Below are 19,123 nucleotides of genomic sequence, written 5' to 3' on the forward strand. Positions count from 1 at the left end.
ATTCCAGCAAATGTGTAAATCTGAAAACTCTACAGAATGTATTTATTTCTGGAAATATTTAACCGAGTTTATCAGGATCTATTCCCAACGCTCTTAATTGTTCTGCTAGTTTTTGAGCGCGTTGTTCTGCTTGTTGAGCACGTTGTTCTGCTTGTTGAGCACGTTGAGCTTCTTGTTGAATTTGTTCTTTTGGCGTAGGATAACGCTTACCTTCCTCGTCATACCAATACAGCCATTCCCGCGTTACACCAGAATAGTTTCCTCGTTCGCAGCCAATTCCTAAGCCAATTTCTGGTAGCCAAACTGGGTTTCCTGCTTGCAATTCATACCTACCATTAACTAATTTATGCACTTCCAGGCGAGGTTTGCGACGACGACGAGAAGAATAAATTACGTAGTACAGTACGCCTAATTCTGCATATTGATCTAATTTAGTCGTGTATTCTTTGCGATAATTTTGGGAAACTACCTCTAGCACTAAAATAGGTACAACATTTTCATCCCACAACACATAACTGGGACGTAACTCTTCATCATAAAAACGCTCTACACCCAAACTCAAAAAACCATCAGGCACAATTGGCGGTTCATCTGGGTGATAATAAATACCCATATCTACCCCAAAAAACCAGTCCATGCGTTCTGCCCAAAGTATCAGTAGTATTGCCTTGAGCAAGCCTGGTATTAATTCTTGCAGTTCATTATCCACAGGTGCGTCGTCAGAGTCTGGTAGTTCTTCGGCAGAGGGCAAATACCTCGGCAGGTTGTACTCTAACATGGTTGATTTTCCCAAAACTCACCAGAATTATAGCGATTTATCGGGTTACTGACAGCAACCAATCACTAGGCGATAATTACTTTATCTGCTGATAGATATACGTATCTGATATGTTGCCTCAACTCTGCTTGTGAGAATCCCTCCAATCCTGATGGAACCCAGTTTTGCTCTCACTGTGGAGTTTCCCTAATCGTATTGCGACACTATCGTCCCATCCGGGTATTAGGTAGTGGAGGATTTGGCAAAACCTACTTGGCTGAAGACGTTGAAAAGTTTAATGAACTATGTGTCATTAAGCAATTTGCACCTCAGATACAGGGAACTGGCGCACTACAAAAAGCAACGGAATTATTTGAGCAAGAAGCAAGGCGACTGCAACATCTAGGAGAACATCCACAAATCCCCACGCTATTTGCATACTTTGAGCAAGATCATCGTTTGTATTTAGTGCAGCAGTTTATCGATAGGGAGAATTTATTAGATGAATTACAACACCAGTTGCGATCGCCTTCAGAAATGCCTGCTACAGTAGCTTATCCTCAGCAAACATCACCGTCATTACCTGATGTACGGCACAGTAAATCAGTGATGACTGTTGCTATTAGTTCAGATGGACAAACTCTGGCGAGTGGGCGTGCAGACAGCACTATCAAGATTTGGAACCTTCAAACTGGAGAGTTGAAAAATACTCTTACTGGACATCAAGATGTAATTTTTGCTGTAGCGATTAGCCCAGATGGCAAAGCTTTAGCAAGTGGAAGTTATGACAGGACAATTAAAATTTGGGATTTACAGACTGGCGCTCTAAAAAATACCCTCACCGAACATCGCTATGCAGTTAGTTCTTTAGCAATAAGTCCAGATGGACAGACTTTAGTGAGTGGAAGTTGGGACAATACTATCAAAATTTGGAATTTACAAACTGGTGCGCTAAAAACTACTCTGACTGGGCATAGCGATTTAGTTTATACCGTAGCAATAAGTCCAGATGGACAGACTTTAGTAAGCGGAACTAAGGACAAGACAATTAAAATTTGGCGAGTCCCATAAGAAGTTGGCATTTAGTTTAAGGGGGCGCTTCTCTAAACTCTAGCGATCGCACTCTCTTATCCTCATAAATCTATCTCATGATAGATGTACTAAATTTAGAAATAACTGTAAGAATCAAATAAGACAATATCTAGTCTGGGAAATTCACTGGTAGCGATCGCCGCGTTGGTTAAGTAGACAGGAAGTGAGATTACCCAGCATCTACTCATACACTGAGAAATCTCAGTAACTCTTAACTATTGATAAATATCTATTGCTGGCCCCGGTTCATGGTTTATATTTACCCAGAGGTGGTGTAAACAGCCACCGATCTTCAAACATTAGGAGGCAGCGCCATATCCCCCCCGTGTAACTGATGCATACCCTCAGTACAAGGTGTCAGTTTAAGGATAAGTTGATATTAAAACAAACAATTTTTGCTGAATTGCAACGGATAAGGACTACACTTAAAAGTCTTGTGCAGCAAAACCTGTAGCTTTAAATTAAAGTAATCATGTCCAAGGTTCTTGTCTCCGATCCTATTGACCAGGCTGGAATTGACATTCTCTCGCAAGTTGCTACTGTTGATGTCAAAACAGGTTTAAAACCAGCAGAACTGGTAGAAATTATTGGTGAGTATGACGCGCTAATGATACGTTCTGGTACGCGCGTTACCCAAGAAATTATTGAAGCTGGCACGCAGTTAAAAATTATCGGTCGTGCTGGCGTGGGTGTGGATAATGTGGATGTTCCCGCCGCCACGCGCCACGGAATTGTAGTAGTTAATTCTCCTGAGGGTAACACGATCGCGGCTGCCGAACATGCGATCGCTATGATGTTATCTTTATCTCGACATATCCCCGATGCTAATGTGTCGGTGAAAAAAGGTGAGTGGGATCGCAAAACTTTTATCGGCGCAGAAGTTTACAAAAAAACTATCGGCATTGTTGGGTTGGGTAAAATTGGCTCCCATGTAGCCGCTGTGGCGAAAGCGATGGGGATGAAACTACTAGCTTACGATCCCTTTATCTCTACAGACCGAGCCGAACAGATTGGCTGTCAGTTAGTAGATTTAGATTTGCTGATGCAGCAAGCAGACTATATCACCTTACATATCCCCAAAACCTCAGAAACTACCCACTTAATCAATGCCAAAACTCTGGCAAAGATGAAACCTACTGCTCGCATTATTAACTGTGCTCGTGGTGGCATTATTGATGAAGCAGCTTTAGCGGTGGCCATCAAAGAAGGTACAATAGCTGGTGCTGCATTAGATGTATTCGAGTCAGAACCCCTAGCCGAATCTGATTTGCGATCGCTAGGTAAAGAAATGATCCTCACCCCCCACTTGGGAGCATCGACTGCGGAAGCGCAAGTCAATGTGGCGATAGATGTTGCTGAACAAATTCGCGATGTCCTCTTAGGCTTACCTGCACGTTCAGCCGTAAATATTCCCGGACTTGGTCCTGATGTCTTGGAAGAACTTAAACCCTACATGCAGCTAGCAGAAACTTTGGGCAACCTAGTAGGACAGCTGGCAGGCGGCCGAGTAGAATTACTCAATGTGAGATTGCAAGGTGAACTGGCAACTAACAAGAGTCAGCCGTTGGTGGTAGCCTCCCTTAAAGGACTGCTTTACCAAGCACTGCGGGAACGGGTAAATTACGTCAATGCCAGCATTGAAGCTAAAGAACGGGGAATTCGAGTAATTGAAACCAGGGATGCTTCTGTACGTGACTATGCAGGTTCCTTGCATTTAGAAGCCACAGGTACTTTGGGAACTCATTCTGTCACCGGCGCTTTATTAGGCGAGAAAGAAATTCACCTAACTGATGTTGACGGTTTCCCAATTAACGTCCCTCCCAGCAAATATATGTTATTCACCCTGCACCGCGATATGCCAGGTATCATTGGCAAACTCGGTTCCCTACTCGGCAGTTTTAATGTGAATATTGCCAGTATGCAGGTAGGCCGGAAAATCGTCCGTGGTGATGCAGTCATGGCTCTCAGTATCGATGATCCATTACCTGAAGGCATTTTGGCTGAGATTACCAAGGTGCCTGGAATTCGAGACGCGTATACAGTAACACTATAAAGTGCTGAGTGCTGAGTGAAAACAAGTTAGGACTAACTCTGAAATCTCTCAAACTTATTAACTCTCAGACTCAGCACTCAGCACTCAGCACTCAAAAGATGGCAAAAACCTGGTGGGAACTACAAATTTTATGCGAACCAGACCTAGAAGATTCAATCTTTTGGCGTTTGGAAAATTTTGGCTGTCGTGGTACAGCTATTGAAGGTAAAGGAAATTCCTCTTTAGTACGGGCTTATTTACCGGAATTTCAAGCACAGCTATTAGATTTAGCCGCGCTGTCGCTGTGGCTGCGTCAAGATGCTCTGTGTGTGGGATTAGCTGCTCCGGCTTTACACTGGGAGTTAATTAATGAAGAAGATTGGGCTACTAGCTGGAAGCAATATTGGCAACCCGAGAAAATAGGCGATCGCTTTTTGATCAATCCGGCGTGGCTACCATTACCAGAAACATCAGAACGCCTAGTGATTCGCCTCGACCCAGGTGTAGCATTTGGTACGGGTAACCATGCTACAACTCAGTTGTGCTTGGAATCACTAGAAATGCGAATGAGTGAACTACCTAAAGCTTTTGCTAACTCATCTCCTAAAAATGAGCATGTGGTAATTGCGGATATTGGCTGTGGTTCTGGTATTCTTTCGATTGGGGCAGTGCTATTAGGCGCAGAGAAAGCCTATGCCGTAGATACTGACCCTTTGGCAGTGCAATCGACCTTTAGCAATCGCGCACTCAACGACATTAGTCCAGAACGTTTAGTACCAGCAGAGGGGAGTGTAGATATATTGCAGAAGCTGATTGAACAACCAGTAGATGGGATTGTCTGCAATATTTTGGCTGATGTGATTATCGAGTTGGTTCCAGAAATTAGTGCCATCGTCAAACCAACAACTTGGGCAATCTTTAGCGGGATTTTACTTGAGCAATCTAAAGCTGTAGCTGATGCCTTAGAACAGCATGGCTGGGTCATTGCTACTTTGTGGAAAAAGAAAGAGTGGTGTTGTTTAAATGTCCGGCGTTCTTAAGAAGGCAGTCTCAATGAAACCAGTTTCACCGCTAAGCATGAAAGAGAGACTGGGAACTAGTATTTTTACTCAGCACTTAGTACTCAGTACTCAGCACTTTCAAGTCAGAGGGCAGAGGGCAGAAGCAAGAAAGAGCTTTTAAGGTATACCCTTGTATCTTGTCTATCTGGGTTTAAGAGTCTCACTAAATCAAATATTTGGTAGTCTACAATTACTCAGAGATTCCGTTTCTCAATAATTGAGCCTTGCCTTCTGCCTCCTGCCTCCTGCCCTCTGCCTTCTTCATTCGCCCTTAGTAGCTTGTGTAATTTGTTGAGTAAGTCTTGTAACGTATAGGGCTTGGGCAAAAATGCTTGAACCTCTGTGCCCAAAGCAGAATTATATTGAGAGCTATCTGTAAGCCCGCTGGCGGCAATCATCAAAACCTGCGAATTAATTTGCTTCAATACCCGGATTGTAGTCAGCCCATCCATTTCTGGCATCATCATATCCATCAACACAGCACTGATTTCATCTTTATGCTGCAAATATACAGCGATCGCCTCAAGTCCATCATTAGCTGTAAGGACTCTATAATTTGATTTTTCTAGTGATGTTTTGGTAATTTCTCGGATAGGGGCTTCATCATCCACAACAAGAATTAATTCTCCCTGCCCTTGTAGCAGTTCTTGATTTAATGATGCTGACTCTGGGCTGGCCAACACTGTTGGTAAAAATACGCGAAATTTGGTTCCTTTGCCAACTGCACTCTCTACAGTCACAAAACCCCCATGACTTTTAATAATTCCTATAACTGTTGACAGCCCCAGTCCTGTACCTTTGCCTTGCTCTTTGGTAGTGAAAAACGGCTCAAAAATTCGCAATAAAACTTCCGGTTTCATGCCCATTCCCGTATCTGCAACAGTAATCACACTATAGGGGCCGACAGAAGCATCAAGATTCATCCGGGCATAATTTTCATCAATGAAAATATTTTCTGCACAGAGGCTCAAAGTCCCGCCATTAGGCATTGCATCACGAGCATTGACTACTAAGTTCATTAACACCTGATGCAGTTGGGTAACATCTCCAGAAACAGCACAAAACTCTGGCGATATATCTATTTGAACTTCAATCGACTTGGGAAATGTCTCTTTAATAACATGGTGAATTTCTAATAGTAAGTGCTTGAGTTCTAAAATTGTATGCTTACCTTCTAAGCCACGGGCAAACGACAGAACTTGCTTGACCAAAGCTGCCCCGCGTTTAGCGCTAGTTTCAATTATGGTCAGTAAACGCTGTTGCTTTTCAACATTAAGTTGTGTCTTGAGCAAGAGTTGCGCTGATGTAATAATTGGCGTGAGCACATTGTTGAGGTCATGGGAAATACCACCAGCAAGAGTACCAATGCTCTCTAGACGCTGAGCTTGGAGAAATTGCGCTTCCAGTTGTTTTTTCTCTGTGATGTCGGTGTTGACAATCAGGATTGATTGCGGCTGTCCCTGAAAATCAAGTACCAAAGTCCAACGGCTGGAGACAATGATTTCTTTACCTGCTTTCGTAACTTGAGACAACTCCCCCTGCCAAGAGCCACGGTCAACTACAGAATCCTGGGCTTGTTGCAGTTGCGGCGAAATTTCATGGAAAATTAGCTGATGGGCATTTCGATTCATCACCTCAGCTGCCTTCCAACCGTACAAACGCTCGGCACTTTTATTCCAGAATCGGATGTGGTTGTCTAGAGATTGGACAATAATTGCATCAGTGGCGACATCAAGCAAGGCAGCTTGTTCTCGAATTTTCTGTTCTGACTTTTGACGCTCGATGAGTTCGCTTTGGATCTGCTGATAAAGTTCCGATTGCTTAATAGCGATCGCCAATTGGGTTGCTAACTGCTTGAGCAAATCAATCTCCAACTGCTGCCACTGTCGCGGTTCGGAACAGTGGTTAGCTATCAACAATCCCCATAACTTTTCCCCTTGCACAATTGGTATGACTAAGTTGGCTCTGACTTCAAGTCGAGCCAAGAAATCAACATGACATTGAGAAAAACCAGCTGTGTAAATATCTGCCACCGCTTGGGTGCGACCTTGTTGATAGAGTTGGCGGCAAGTAGCTTCTAGAAAAAAGGAGTCTTTGATTGTTGTTCCTAAAATAGGTGACCAACCAGAAGCTACAGATTCTACTACCACAGAGCCGCTCCAATCCTCCCAGAAGCGGTAAATAAATACCCGATCAGTTTGGAGAAACTGCCGGACTTCCGACACTGTAGTGTTAAGAATTTCTCTTAAGTCAAGAGACTGGTGGATATGTTGCGCTATCTGTGCCACCAGTCGTTCTCGCTCAGCTTGCTTTCGCCAAACTTCCTCTTGATGCTGGCGTGCAGTTAGTTCAGCCAGTTGTGCTGCTCGGCTTTGGCTTTCCAGGCTTACTATCTCTCGATAGTGAAGGAAGAAGTCAGCCAAAGCAGGCTCCTCTTCCAGTAAGGGAGCCAAATGATTGATCACTCGCTGATCTGCTTCATAAGACACTTCTGGGTGAGTTTCCATCCATACAAGGCAAGACTTCACATAAGCGATAAATACGATCAGATGGTTGTAGTTTTCAGATCCCAGAATCCGGCGCAGCTCCTGACGACAATGCTCAGCTTGCTCTGATGCGACGGCAATAAATATTGCACAGTAAAGGAGACTCGTTTCTAATGCCGAATTTGATTCTGGCCAGACAGCGAAAAAACGAGAGTTCGCTGCTAGTATGCTGAGGTGCTCATCAATGTCTATTACTGATGGAAAAGGAGATTGCAGTAACTCTAGAACTTGCCCTGCACTCATCCCTAGGGGACGTAGAGTGCAACTGTGACAGATCATGCAGTAAGGTACAGCACAGAAGCGCGAAAGGTAAGCGGAAAGTTTTTCTTTAAACAGATCTGGCAGCGGATTGTTCACATAGGCAGAAAGTGTCTGTTGCCATAAATTTTCCAGCACTTGTGGAGTCTGTTCTGCTGGTTCAAAAAAAGGTGGAACAAAACCAAATTTTGCCTTAATTTCTGCCTTAATTTGCTCAGCACTTCGCTCTACAGCAATAAAAGCTTTCTTTCCATTTGATTCTGGCAGCATTACGTTCTCAATCGGCTTGTATTCGGTAGTAGTTAGTGCCAGTTTTGCTGGGCGATCAACTATATTTTTAATCATTTTGATTTAGCACTCCCTAAGCAAATAAAGAGTGGATTAAAGGCAGTAACGCTGTACCAAGTTCTGATTTAGTAACAAATCCATCTGCACCTACAGCAAGAGCAGCAGTGCGATATTCACTGCCATCGTTTAGTGTTAAAACGACAACGTATGGCGCACTGGAGCGCTCCTTAATCTGACGTGTTGCTTCCAGACCATTGATTCCCGGCATAGCCAAATCCATCACTACCAGATCCGGACTCAATTGTGGCACCTGTTCAACTGCTTCTTCTCCTGAGAGAGCACGCCCAACGATTTCGAGTTGCCTATCCATAGCCAAAAAGCGGGCGGCGGATTCAAGAAAAGCAAGGCTGTCATCTACTAAAAGAATGCGCAGAGGAGGCATAATGTTGATTGCTAAGTGTCCAGAAAACTAGTAATACTGGTAAATCAAGCTACATATTGTATTTGACTTTGAGCAAAGTCTTCTCATCTGTGCTCTACCTGATTCATACATTACGCTACCTCCTAGGATAACTAAATCAGGAAAACCCTGAGATCCCAGCAGAAAAATCCTGAGATATTCCTGAGTCGTCACTGGTCGAGCCAGGGAAGAAATGACAAAAGACCATTGACTTTTGCCGATTGCTTATTGCTTGTTACCTTCCGACACTAGCTATCCGAAATCACTAACCCCATACGAATGGCATAGCGTACTAAACCAGCCACATCATGAATGTCTAGCCGCTTCATCAGTTGCATCCGGTGAGTTTCTACTGTTTTAACACTGATATATAGTAGTTCAGCAATTTCTTTTGTGCTTCTTCCTTCCGCAATCAACTGCAAAATTTCGCGTTGCCGTGATGTTAATTGTGTTAAAGAACTAGACTCATCACTCACCCGTTGTAAGTAATTAGCAACAACATGCTTAGAGACTGCTGGACTTAAATACGTTTCACCCTGACAGATGGCTCTGATTGCCACTTCTAGTTCACTGATACCAGCGTCCTTCAGTAAATAGCCCATTGCTCCTATACGCAATGCTTGCAACACATATTCCTCATTCGCGTGCATAGAAAGCATAATTACTCGCACCTGGGGAAATTCTTTAACTACATGTGCCGCGGCTTCTAAGCCATTCATTTCTGGCATGGCAATGTCCATCAAGACTACATCAGGTTGATGTTCTGCAATCAAGCCTAGAGCCTCACGCCCATCACCTGCTTCTGCAATTACTTGTATACCTTCGATATTTTGTAGGAGCGCACGCAATCCAGCACGGACAAGCGTATGATTGTCTGCTAATAAAACACGAATCAATTTTGGGGCTGCGGTCATTTAGCTGAGGATCTGAAACTAGCTGTTTGTGGCTTGAGCAAGCCATGCATGAATAACAAGCTTCATACAAAAAGGTATGAAGTCGTTATTGGGAATAAAGCTATTTGTGGGATATTTAGGGTTTGCTCTGAGAATTAAAAAATAGGGCAGGTGGATTTACTCCATAAAAACTGGCTTATTAACTAGTGGTATGTGTGATTAATTTTGAATCATTTTAGTGAGCAGTTTAATGCTTAAAAAATCGCTTAAGCGCCGACTAAATAACCATCATCACAATGAATAACATTAACTACTAGCTACTCAACCTTTCTTTTTATGCCAGTTTTGTAAGATGGCATTATTTTCATATTCTCCCTTGTTTTCCCCTGAAAAAATCAAGTAAATTCAGCTTAATTTTCACAAAGGGGTAAAATAGCATGAATTTCAGTGCCGTGTTGATGCACGGATTTCATCTCTATTTGACCACCAATCAGTAAAACACGCTCCTCCATTCCTAGCAAACCTAAACTTTCTCCCTTCGTGGCTTTTTCCCGCGCTGCATATACATCAAACCCAATCCCATCATCGCGAATTATTAGGTGCAGCTGAGTTTCCTGTTGCCATAATTCAACAGTTACCCGTTGTGCTTTGGCATGGCGCACGATATTCGTTAAGGCTTCTTGAACAATACGAAAGCAGGTCGTTTCTAGGTTTGGCGATAGCTTGGTTTTTAAAGGCTTGCTCACAAATTCTCCAATGATGCCAGCGCGTTGAGTTTGGCGATCTATATACCACCGCAGTGCTACAACTAATCCCAAATCGTCCAATAAGGAGGGTCGTAAATCAAGGGAGAGGCTACGTACTTGTTGCAGAGAAACTTCAACTATGTCAATACTTTCCTGTAATGGTAATTCTGTCTTATTTACATTGGATGAATGTTGTAAGGTTTGCAAATTAATTTTTACTGCTGTCAATGCTTGACCAATTTCATCATGTAATTCATGGGCAAGGCGACGTCTTTCTACTTCCTGTGCCTCAATTAACTTGCTAGAAAGCGTTTGTAGTCGCTCTTGCATTTTTAGCTGTATATCCTGCGATCGCTTGCGTTCGTTAATATCTTGAATAACGGCAATGAAATATTTTGGCTTTCCATTTGGCTCACGTACGAGTGACCCAGTAAGATTAATCCAGACTAAGGAAGAATTTTTGCGGATGTAACGCTTATCCATAGAGTAAGTCTGGATTTCACCTGCTAATATCCGGTGAACGTACTCCAGATCGGGATCGAGATCGTCAGGGTAGGTAATATCCTGAAAAGTTCGCGATTGTAGTTCTTCAGAGGTGTAACCGACAATATCGCAAAGCTTTTGGTTGACTAGTAGCCACCTGCCATCTGTGTCTACTTGAGCAATACCAACAGCGGCAGAATTAAATATGGCACGGAATCGCGCCTCGCTCGTCCGTAACTCTGACTCTACTCGCTTGCGTTCTGCAATTTCAGTTTTCAATTCCTCATTGATTTGAGCCAGTTCTAAAGTCCGGTTTTTTACTCTTGTTTCTAACTCTTCGTTTACTAATTGCAGAGCATTTTCTACCTGCTGACGCTGAGTAATTTGTTGTCGTAGTTCTTGATTAGTGGCTTCCAACTGTGCCGGACTAGGTAGGGCGATCGCTTTAGGCACGAGTGGTACTAGCGCCATTGCTGTGTACACTGATACCAGTGCTGTAATGGCTTTGAGCAATCCTGAAAGCCAATAAGTTGGATACCACAATGTCCAAACTTCCATTACATGGGTAGTTCCACAGGCAACAATGAAGGCACTAAACATCAGAAATATCCAATCAAAAGGTACATCTTGCCGTTGACGCACAAAATACACCAAAGTGATTGGAATCGAGTAATATGCCAAGGCAATCAGCGAGTCGGACATGACATGCAGCCATACCAAACCTGGCTTCCAGAGATAGCAGTGACCGTGAGGGATAAATGGCCCTAAAGTAAACAGATTATGCCAAAATTCGGACATATTGGACTTGATTGAACAACAAGCAGATATTTTAAATAGGAAAGTAATACCAATTTAAAAAAGAATGAGACAGATCCCCGCTCTTAACGACAATCCATGACACGCAATCATTGATTAAATCGGTATAAAGAAATCAATTTTTAGCTAACTTCAAAACAGTTTTTATGCAGTAATAGAAAGTTTTATAGATGGAATATTAATTAATTTTCACAAACTATTCTTGTTATTAAAGGCGCGAAAGTTCGCGCCTCTATGCGAAACAATTCTAGATTATGCTTTGAAGATGTTGCACTAACTGCTGTGCTTGCATGACCCCCTCAATCCGATCTACTGGTTTACCTTGTTTAAACAGTACTAAAGTTGGTAGAGCGTAAATTTGATACTGACTTGCTAGCTCTGCATATTTTTCTGTATCAATTTTAACAATACGTAAGCGATCTTTAAGTTGTGCATTGACCTGCTCTAGAATTGGCACCATCATCTGGCAAGGACCGCACCACTCTGCATAAAAATCTACCAACACAGGTACATCTGAACCAGACAACATCTCTTCAAAGCTGTTGAATTGTTTTTTCGTAGCCATATGACACACCGATTTTCTCTTGTTTGATTTCAATAGTAATGCGTGCCTTAGAAAAACGGTGTAACATCATTTTGTTTTTATCAAGCTAAATTAGCTGTCATCGCAATCAAAATTTGACAACTCGCTAAAATTTAGAATTGCAAAACTCAATTAGTTTATAGAAATGTAGTAATAGTTTAAATTTTTAAATTGCAATTATACTGACATTCATTGAGGTATTCTTCATTGAATCACACCTTGGGTATATTTAAAGATCCTTGAATTACCCAATTAATCAAGATATCTGCGATTCACTACCCAATTTCTGATGAATACAATTATAGCTGTCGAATGCAGTTAACTCATCCTCAAATTTCAGTCGATGGGGTTTGGTATCATACCATTTCTCTAAATCCTGACTAGAGATAATTCTCCCCCTGCACCCTCCACTCTGCTATCCATTTGTAGCTTTATTTGAAGAATTGGTATTAGTTGTCAGTAGCCAGTGATAAACTAGCGCAGTCTTCGGGTGTCTTCAAGTATAAATCTACAAATCCATACCCAAACCCCCATAGAAGGTACAAATCACCATAAGATCATTAGCGCGGTGATTCAAAAAAGATTTCATGGAACTCTTGAATGAGAATTTACAAAAATTGCGCGGTCAAGTTGCAATTATCACAGGCGCTTCACGGGGAATTGGCAGAGCGATCGCACTTGAATTAGCTAGCTACGGTGCCAATGTAGTTGTGAATTATGCTAGGTCTAGTGCTGAGGCTGATAGCTTAGTTACGGAAATTACAGCAGCATCTGGTCAAGCTGTTGCCCTGCAAGCTGATGTTTCTAAAATCGAGCAAGTAGAGGCACTATTTAACGCTGTTATTGACAAATTTAAGCGTATTGATATCTTGGTTAACAATGCAGGTATTACTCGTGACACATTACTTTTGCGGATGAAGCCAGAAGATTGGCAGGCAGTGATTGACCTCAATCTTACTGGTGTTTTTCTATGCACACGCGCTGCTAGTAAAGTTATGCTTAAGCAACGTTCTGGGCGGATTATCAATATTGCTTCTGTCGCTGGGCAAATGGGCAACCCTGGTCAGGCAAACTACAGCGCCGCGAAAGCAGGTGTCATCGGCTTTACCAAAACTGTAGCTAAGGAACTGGCTTCTCGCGGGATCACCGTTAACGCTGTCGCCCCCGGTTTTATCGTCACTGACATGACCAGCAATCTCAGCAACACCGAAGAAGTTCTTAAATACATCCCTCTCGGTCGCTACGGACAACCAGAAGAAATTGCTGGCATGGTACGCTTCCTAGCTGCCGATCCCGCCGCCGCCTATATTACTGGGCAAGTGTTCAATGTCGATGGTGGCATGGTGATGGCGTAGATATGACTGGATGTTAAGTGTAAAGTGCTGATGAAGCAGTAGCAGTACTCTACACTTAACATTCATAACTGAGAAATCAGAGTCCAAACAGCGCTGGTTCTACACCTACTTGTTTCCAAGCGTTACGAACAGCGTTCTGTTCCTTACTTCCTTGACCATATAATTCTCCAGCCACGGAGATTGTATGGTGTGCCGCCTTGGAAAAATTTGACCGAGAGCGCAGTCTGTCTCTTAAGGTGATGTACCAAATTTTGCCAGCCTTTTCCCAAGCATACCCTCCGATTTCTATTGCTACTAAGTAAAAAGCATGGTTGGGAATACCTGAATTAATATGCACACCACCGTTATCTTCAATTCCCTTGTATAAATCTTTTACATGGGCTGGTTGGGGATCTTTACCCAGTACAGGATCATCATATGCGGTTCCTGGTGCCTTCATCGAACGAATGCCCACACCTTTAACCCCAGGCATAAACAAATCTGAGCCGATAATCCAGTCAGCCTGGTCTGCTGTTTGATTGAGTACGCGTTGTTTTACCAAGGAACCGAAGACATCAGACATAGACTCATTGAGTGCCCCCGGTTCATTTTTGTAGCGTAAACCAGCTTCGTATTGGGTGACACCGTGAGTTAGCTCATGTCCAATCACATCAATTGACTTGGTGAAGCGAGTAAAAATTTGCCCATCGCCATCACCGTATACCATTTGGCTACCGTCCCAAAAGGCGTTGTCATAGCTCACACCGTAATGAACAGTAGAATCTAAACGTAAACCGCGATCGTCAACAGAATTTCGTTTGTATACTTCCTTGTAAAAGTCATAAGTAGCACCAGCGGCATCGTAGGCTTCATTCACTGCTGGGTCATTGCTGGGAGGATCGCCCTCACCACGAACTAATTTGCCTGGAAGCTCTGTACTTTTATTAGCATCATAGATGGTGCGGCGCTTCTCCCCAGTTGATTTTACTGTTGGCATCAGGCTCAAGATATCGCGCTGTCCGCGAATCCTTGCTGAACGGGTTAAGCTCTGAAAAGCCCAATCGCTCTGTTGGGGATTGCCACGTTTGGCTATCTCTTTCAACATATGCGGCGGGACAACACAACAGATAGGACAAATCTGGTCAATTGGATGACAACCTTTTGACTTCGCCACTCTTTGATTTTTACGATCCATAGCTTCTATCCTTAATTATGTAAGTGGCGATCGCAAGTTGAACGGCGATCGCCACTTTGATTGATCCAAGAACATTAGCCGAAATTTACTGCTTACGTCACAAAAAGTCACTGAATAAATTAATACTTAATCCTTCCGCATCCTCCCAAAGATAGTAAAACCGATCAAAAGGAAGACGCTCATGGTTGTAGCTACCATCTGTACCAAGGTCAAGTGCTGCGTTCGCATCGCTAACAAATTGCAAACCAAGGTAATTGACCACAGGGTGAATGCAGCTCGACGTTGGGAGAATCCCCAAGCCAGCAAGCGGTGGTGCAGATGGTCTTTGCCAGGAGTACTCATAGGGTTTTTCCCAGCCATCAGTCGGCGCACAACTACTTGAGTAGTGTCCAGTACTGGCAGTAGCAAAAATAAAACTGTAGGAATTAAGGAAAATACGGTGTTTACTTGGAGTTTACCTAAAATACTAGTTGCGGCTAGCACATAGCCGAAAAAGTAGGCTCCAGCATCACCCATAATAATCCGTGAGGGATGGAAGTTATGGCGCAAAAAGCCTAGGGCTGCACCTCCTAATGCAGCCAATACTAAGGTCGCTGCTGCGCGATATGAAATCTGGGCAGAAACCGCCAACAGACTCATAGCAGTAATAAAACTTACCCCGCCTGCTAAACCATCCATACCATCCATCAAATTGATGGCATTGGTAATTCCTACTACCCAAAATACTGTCAGTGATATGGAAAGAAAATAGTCGATTGGTGTGCCAAAAGCGATTTCAATTCTAATACCGTTAGCAACCAGCAACAGTGCTGTGAGAACCTGAGTAAACATCCGTACTGAGGGAGGTAAGCTAAACTGGTCATCAATAAAGCCAACCAGAACTAATATCGTCCCTCCCAAGAGAATAGTCAGTACTTGCGCCAATACGTTTTGCAGTTCAATTGGCCGTAAGAGGGTAGCGAGTACAAGTGCAGCAATCACACCTGTATAAATAGCCAAACCTCCGGCATTGGGCAAAGGTTCTCGGTTAAGCCGCCTTGCGTTTGGTTGGTCAGCCCAACCTACCCGTAAGGCAAATTTGCGTACTGTGGGAATTAACTGCCATGTTACTAACCAAGCCAAGAGAAACGTAAATACTACAGCCAACCAGCCGGTGCCGCTAGGGTCGGCAATACCGAGGGACTTAAGGGAGTCGTATAGATTCATCTCCCAATTCAACCATTACTGCTACTATTCAACATGAGCATCAACTGTATATTAATCAATTTTTTTATTTCCATTTGTTATCTGAACTAGTTTTAGGAGTTAGCACTCTTGCTCTGTGAGTGCTAAATTGTCTAATGGAAGCGCTTGAGAAATGAAACATGGCGAAGATTATTGCATTTGATGAGGAATCACGGCGGGCCCTAGAACGGGGTGTTAACGCTCTTGCTGATGCCGTAAAAATTACCCTGGGACCAAAAGGTCGTAACGTTCTTTTAGAAAAAAAATTTGGTGCCCCCCAAATTGTCAACGATGGTATCACTGTTGCCAAAGAAATTGAATTAGAAGATCCATTAGAAAATACAGGTGCGAGACTCATCCAAGAAGTGGCATCTAGAACTAAAGATGTTGCTGGTGATGGTACTACTACCGCCACGGTTTTAGCACAGGCTTTGATCAGAGAAGGGTTAAAGAATGTTGCAGCTGGTAGCAACCCAGTCAGTTTAAAACGAGGAATCGACAAAACAGTTGAGGCGCTGGTGGCAGAAATTGCCAAAATAGCCAAGCCAGTCGAAGGAAGTGCGATCGCTCAAGTTGCTACAGTTTCGGCAGGCAATGATGAAGAAGTCGGCAGTATGATTGCCGAAGCAATGGATAAAGTCACAAAAGACGGTGTAATTACCGTTGAAGAATCTAAGTCCCTGACAACTGAACTAGAAGTAGTAGAAGGGATGCAGATTGACCGGGGTTACATTTCCCCCTACTTTATCACCAACAACGAACGGCAGACGGTGGAATTTGAAAATGCCCGCATCCTGATCACCGACAAGAAAATCAGCAGCATTCAGGATTTAGTACCTGTGCTGGAAAAGGTTGCTCGTTTGGGTCAATCATTGCTGATTATCGCGGAAGATGTAGAAGGAGATGCTTTGGCGACTTTGGTTGTGAATAAAGCGCGGGGTGTCCTTTCCGTAGCTGCAATCAAAGCACCTGGATTTGGCGATCGCCGTAAAGCTTTGTTACAAGATATTGCCATTCTCACCGATGGACAATTGATTTCTGAAGAAATCGGCTTAAGCTTGGATACCGCTTCTATCGAAGCCCTAGGAACTGCTCGCAAAATTACCATCGACAAAGAAAACACCACAATTGTCGCTGGTAGTGATACTAAGCCAGAGGTGCAAAAGCGGATTGCGCAAATCCGCAAGCAGTTGGAAGACACCGATTCCGACTACGATAAAGAAAAACTGCAAGAACGTATTGCCAAACTAGCTGGCGGTGTGGCGGTAATTAAAGTAGGGGCGGCCACAGAAACCGAACTCAAAGACCGCAAACTGCGAATTGAAGATGCTTTGAACGCCACTAAAGCGGCGGTAGAAGAAGGTATTGTTCCTGGTGGTGGAACTACCTTGATTCACCTGGCAGTAAAGGTAGAAGCGATTAAAAACAGCCTCCAAGATAGTGAAGAACAAATTGGGGCTGATATCATCGGACGAGCTTTAGAAGCTCCCCTACGCCAAATAGCCGACAACGCTGGTGTTGAAGGTTCTGTAATCGTTTCGAGAATCAGAGAAACTGATATCAACGTTGGTTACAACGCTGCTACTGGGGAATTTGAAGACTTAATTGCTGCTGGTATTATCGACCCTGCGAAAGTCGTGCGTTCTGCCTTACAGAATGCTGCTTCCATTGCCGGTCTAGTCTTAACCACTGAAGCTCTCGTTGTCGAGAAGCCTGAAAAGAAAGGTCCTGCTGCTCCCGCTGATGGCGGTATGGGCGGTATGGGCGGCATGGGCGGTATGGGTGGCATGGGCGGCATGGGTATGTTCTAATCTCTGCTTCTCCATCTTCTTCATATAAATATTTATTAAGCAGTTTGTCTTAGCCTAGACAAACTGTTTTTTTATGATTTCTGACCGCAAGGTAAGGGAGTGATATCATATCGGCTTGAATAGTTAATCAATTTTGGATGTTAAATTGACTTTGTAGGGTGGGCAATGCCCACATATTAGGTTTTGGTGCGCATTGCCACTATACAAAATTATTAATTTTTACCAATGATTTAGAATTGCTATATTTTGCTATTACCAATAATCAAAAATATAATTTTGAAAATTAAAGGATATCTAGAAATTACTAATGACTAGCAATTAATTATTAAAGGTAAAAGTACATGCTCAGAACAATACGTCGGCGAGCTAAAGCTGTTAATCAGGCATTTTTCAAAGACTTTTATCACCAACCTGGGACTATACCAGGAACTCTTTTTATTGATGAGAATGCTGAATATCCCGAAATCATTTTGATTGATTACAATCAAAATGATTACATTCGCAAACAAATAGAAACTCCAGAGGAATGCATTTCTTATCTAGATAAGACATCTGTAACTTGGGTAGATGTACAGGGTTTAGGAAATCAAGACATATTACAAAGATTAGGGAAAGTTTTTGAGCTACATCCTCTAGTTTTAGAAGATATAGTCAATGTGCCAGAACGTCCTAAAACAGAAGACTATGAAGACCAATTATTGATAATTGCTCGCATGGTAGTTCCCAAGGAAATTGCATTTGGTTTTTATAGCGAACAAGTAAGCTTCATTCTGGGTAAAACTTATTTGCTGACTGTACAGGAAGAGCCAGAACATGATTGCTTTGAAGCAGTGCGATCGCGCATAGAAAAATCTAAGGGGATTATTCGTAAGTCAGGAGCAGATTATTTAACTTATGCCCTGTTAGATGCAATTATTGATGGCTTTTTTCCTGTGCTAGAACGTTACGGTGAGCTAATTGAAGATTTAGAAGAAGAAGTTATAGTTAAACCTACCCAAAAAACACTACAGAAGATTTATCAAATTAGGCGAGAATTACTGCAAATACGACGTGCTATTTGGCCGCAGCGGGATGTAATTAGTTCTTTGATGCGAGATAGCGGTGAACTTATCAGCGATGAAGTGCGAATGTATCTCAGAGATTGTTATGACCATGCAATACAAGTAATTGATATGGTAGAAACTTATCGCGAACTGACATCAGGATTGATGGATGTTTACCTGTCGGCAGTTAGTAACAAAATGAATGAAATCATGAAGCTACTAACGGTAGTTTCGTCAATTTTTATTCCCTTAACTTTTGTAGCAGGAATCTATGGAATGAACTTCAATACCGAAAAATCCCCATATAATATGCCTGAACTGAATTGGTATTGGGGATATCCGATGTGCTTGGCAATCATGGCTGCGATCGGAGGTGGATTACTATTCTTTTTTTGGCGGCGGGGCTGGCTAGAACGGTCTGTAACTATGAAACAAGATTAAATATAGGGTATAGGTATGAAGCGAATATACAAAATTACTACAGGGAGTCTATATTTTAAG

At 42.8% G+C, this 19,123-nt stretch carries 14 protein-coding genes; 6 read left to right on the forward strand and 8 right to left on the reverse strand.

All coding sequences use genetic code 11. From position 1 onward, the window contains the following. Positions 1 to 58 precede the first annotated feature (58 nt). Positions 59 to 778 carry a Uma2 family endonuclease gene (locus BV372_RS06600; protein ID WP_086684966.1) on the reverse strand — a complete coding sequence of 240 codons (720 nt, stop codon included), beginning with the start codon at positions 776 to 778 and terminating at the stop codon, positions 59 to 61. 108 nt (positions 779 to 886) lie between these two features. Between BV372_RS06600 and BV372_RS06605 the strand changes: the two genes are divergently transcribed. The 3 genes from BV372_RS06605 to prmA all read left to right on the forward strand — a co-directional run bounded on the left by BV372_RS06605 (position 887) and on the right by prmA (position 4,921). Beyond that, positions 887 to 1,828: a protein kinase gene (locus BV372_RS06605; RefSeq protein WP_373270748.1), complete on the forward strand. Its 942-nt coding sequence runs from the start codon at positions 887 to 889 to the stop codon at positions 1,826 to 1,828. A 493-nt stretch (positions 1,829 to 2,321) separates the two neighbouring features. Continuing rightward, complete coding sequence (gene serA / locus BV372_RS06610) at positions 2,322 to 3,902, forward strand: phosphoglycerate dehydrogenase (protein ID WP_086684972.1); 1,581 nt, start codon at positions 2,322 to 2,324, stop codon at positions 3,900 to 3,902. A 98-nt stretch (positions 3,903 to 4,000) separates the two neighbouring features. Then, positions 4,001 to 4,921 carry a 50S ribosomal protein L11 methyltransferase gene (gene prmA / locus BV372_RS06615; RefSeq protein ID WP_086684975.1) on the forward strand — a complete coding sequence of 307 codons (921 nt, stop codon included), beginning with the start codon at positions 4,001 to 4,003 and terminating at the stop codon, positions 4,919 to 4,921. Positions 4,922 to 5,136: 215 nt separating this feature from the next. Here prmA and BV372_RS06620 read toward each other — a convergent pair whose 3' ends face one another. The 5 genes from BV372_RS06620 to trxA all read right to left on the reverse strand — a co-directional run bounded on the left by BV372_RS06620 (position 5,137) and on the right by trxA (position 11,997). Then, positions 5,137 to 8,091 carry a GAF domain-containing protein gene (locus BV372_RS06620; RefSeq protein WP_256973101.1) on the reverse strand — a complete coding sequence of 985 codons (2,955 nt, stop codon included), beginning with the start codon at positions 8,089 to 8,091 and terminating at the stop codon, positions 5,137 to 5,139. A gap of 16 nt (positions 8,092 to 8,107) precedes the next feature. Next, the gene (locus BV372_RS06625) at positions 8,108 to 8,476 is read right to left on the reverse strand and encodes a response regulator transcription factor (protein WP_086684978.1); all 369 of its coding nucleotides are present in this window, start codon (positions 8,474 to 8,476) and stop codon (positions 8,108 to 8,110) included. Between the two features lie 266 nt (positions 8,477 to 8,742). Continuing rightward, entirely contained in the window at positions 8,743 to 9,408 is a 666-nt protein-coding gene (locus tag BV372_RS06630) for a response regulator transcription factor (protein WP_086684981.1), read from the reverse strand. A 389-nt stretch (positions 9,409 to 9,797) separates the two neighbouring features. After that, positions 9,798 to 11,414 carry a sensor histidine kinase gene (locus tag BV372_RS06635; protein WP_086684984.1) on the reverse strand — a complete coding sequence of 539 codons (1,617 nt, stop codon included), beginning with the start codon at positions 11,412 to 11,414 and terminating at the stop codon, positions 9,798 to 9,800. A 265-nt stretch (positions 11,415 to 11,679) separates the two neighbouring features. After that, entirely contained in the window at positions 11,680 to 11,997 is a 318-nt protein-coding gene (gene trxA, locus BV372_RS06640; protein WP_086684987.1) for a thioredoxin, read from the reverse strand. Positions 11,998 to 12,602: 605 nt separating this feature from the next. On the opposite strand from trxA, the gene fabG reads away from it, so the two are divergent. Next, positions 12,603 to 13,370, forward strand: coding sequence for a 3-oxoacyl-[acyl-carrier-protein] reductase (gene fabG / locus BV372_RS06645; protein WP_086684990.1), 768 nt, complete (start codon positions 12,603 to 12,605; stop codon positions 13,368 to 13,370). 76 nt (positions 13,371 to 13,446) lie between these two features. On the opposite strand, the gene BV372_RS06650 is transcribed toward fabG, so the two are convergent. After that, a complete protein-coding gene (locus BV372_RS06650; RefSeq protein ID WP_086684993.1) occupies positions 13,447 to 14,544 on the reverse strand; it encodes a M4 family metallopeptidase in 1,098 nt (365 codons plus the stop codon). 126 nt (positions 14,545 to 14,670) lie between these two features. Beyond that, positions 14,671 to 15,750, reverse strand: coding sequence for an MraY family glycosyltransferase (locus tag BV372_RS06655; protein ID WP_086684996.1), 1,080 nt, complete (start codon positions 15,748 to 15,750; stop codon positions 14,671 to 14,673). Between the two features lie 158 nt (positions 15,751 to 15,908). Between BV372_RS06655 and groL the strand changes: the two genes are divergently transcribed. Continuing rightward, positions 15,909 to 17,579 (forward strand): chaperonin GroEL, encoded by a 1,671-nt coding sequence (gene groL / locus BV372_RS06660; RefSeq protein WP_086685000.1) that lies wholly within the window; start codon positions 15,909 to 15,911, stop codon positions 17,577 to 17,579. A 341-nt stretch (positions 17,580 to 17,920) separates the two neighbouring features. Then, a complete protein-coding gene (corA, locus tag BV372_RS06665) occupies positions 17,921 to 19,063 on the forward strand; it encodes a magnesium/cobalt transporter CorA (protein ID WP_086685003.1) in 1,143 nt (380 codons plus the stop codon). The last annotated feature ends 60 nt before the right edge of the window (positions 19,064 to 19,123 follow it).

It is taken from the genome of Nostoc sp. T09, from assembly GCF_002154695.1.
Taxonomy (GTDB): domain Bacteria; phylum Cyanobacteriota; class Cyanobacteriia; order Cyanobacteriales; family Nostocaceae; genus Aulosira.

Excerpts from the sequence above, each read along its gene's own strand:
- BV372_RS06635 (WP_086684984.1), bottom strand. The coding sequence starts at position 11,414 with ATGTCCGAATTTTGGCATAATCTGTTTACTTTAGGGCCATTTATCCCT.
- BV372_RS06630 (WP_086684981.1), bottom strand. The coding sequence starts at position 9,408 with ATGACCGCAGCCCCAAAATTGATTCGTGTTTTATTAGCAGACAATCAT.
- fabG (WP_086684990.1), top strand. The coding sequence starts at position 12,603 with ATGGAACTCTTGAATGAGAATTTACAAAAATTGCGCGGTCAAGTTGCA.
- BV372_RS06620 (WP_256973101.1), bottom strand. The coding sequence starts at position 8,091 with ATGATTAAAAATATAGTTGATCGCCCAGCAAAACTGGCACTAACTACT.
- prmA (WP_086684975.1), top strand. The coding sequence starts at position 4,001 with ATGGCAAAAACCTGGTGGGAACTACAAATTTTATGCGAACCAGACCTA.
- serA (WP_086684972.1), top strand. The coding sequence starts at position 2,322 with ATGTCCAAGGTTCTTGTCTCCGATCCTATTGACCAGGCTGGAATTGAC.
- trxA (WP_086684987.1), bottom strand. The coding sequence starts at position 11,997 with ATGGCTACGAAAAAACAATTCAACAGCTTTGAAGAGATGTTGTCTGGT.
- BV372_RS06655 (WP_086684996.1), bottom strand. The coding sequence starts at position 15,750 with ATGAATCTATACGACTCCCTTAAGTCCCTCGGTATTGCCGACCCTAGC.
- BV372_RS06625 (WP_086684978.1), bottom strand. The coding sequence starts at position 8,476 with ATGCCTCCTCTGCGCATTCTTTTAGTAGATGACAGCCTTGCTTTTCTT.
- corA (WP_086685003.1), top strand. The coding sequence starts at position 17,921 with ATGCTCAGAACAATACGTCGGCGAGCTAAAGCTGTTAATCAGGCATTT.
- BV372_RS06650 (WP_086684993.1), bottom strand. The coding sequence starts at position 14,544 with ATGGATCGTAAAAATCAAAGAGTGGCGAAGTCAAAAGGTTGTCATCCA.
- groL (WP_086685000.1), top strand. The coding sequence starts at position 15,909 with ATGGCGAAGATTATTGCATTTGATGAGGAATCACGGCGGGCCCTAGAA.
- BV372_RS06600 (WP_086684966.1), bottom strand. The coding sequence starts at position 778 with ATGTTAGAGTACAACCTGCCGAGGTATTTGCCCTCTGCCGAAGAACTA.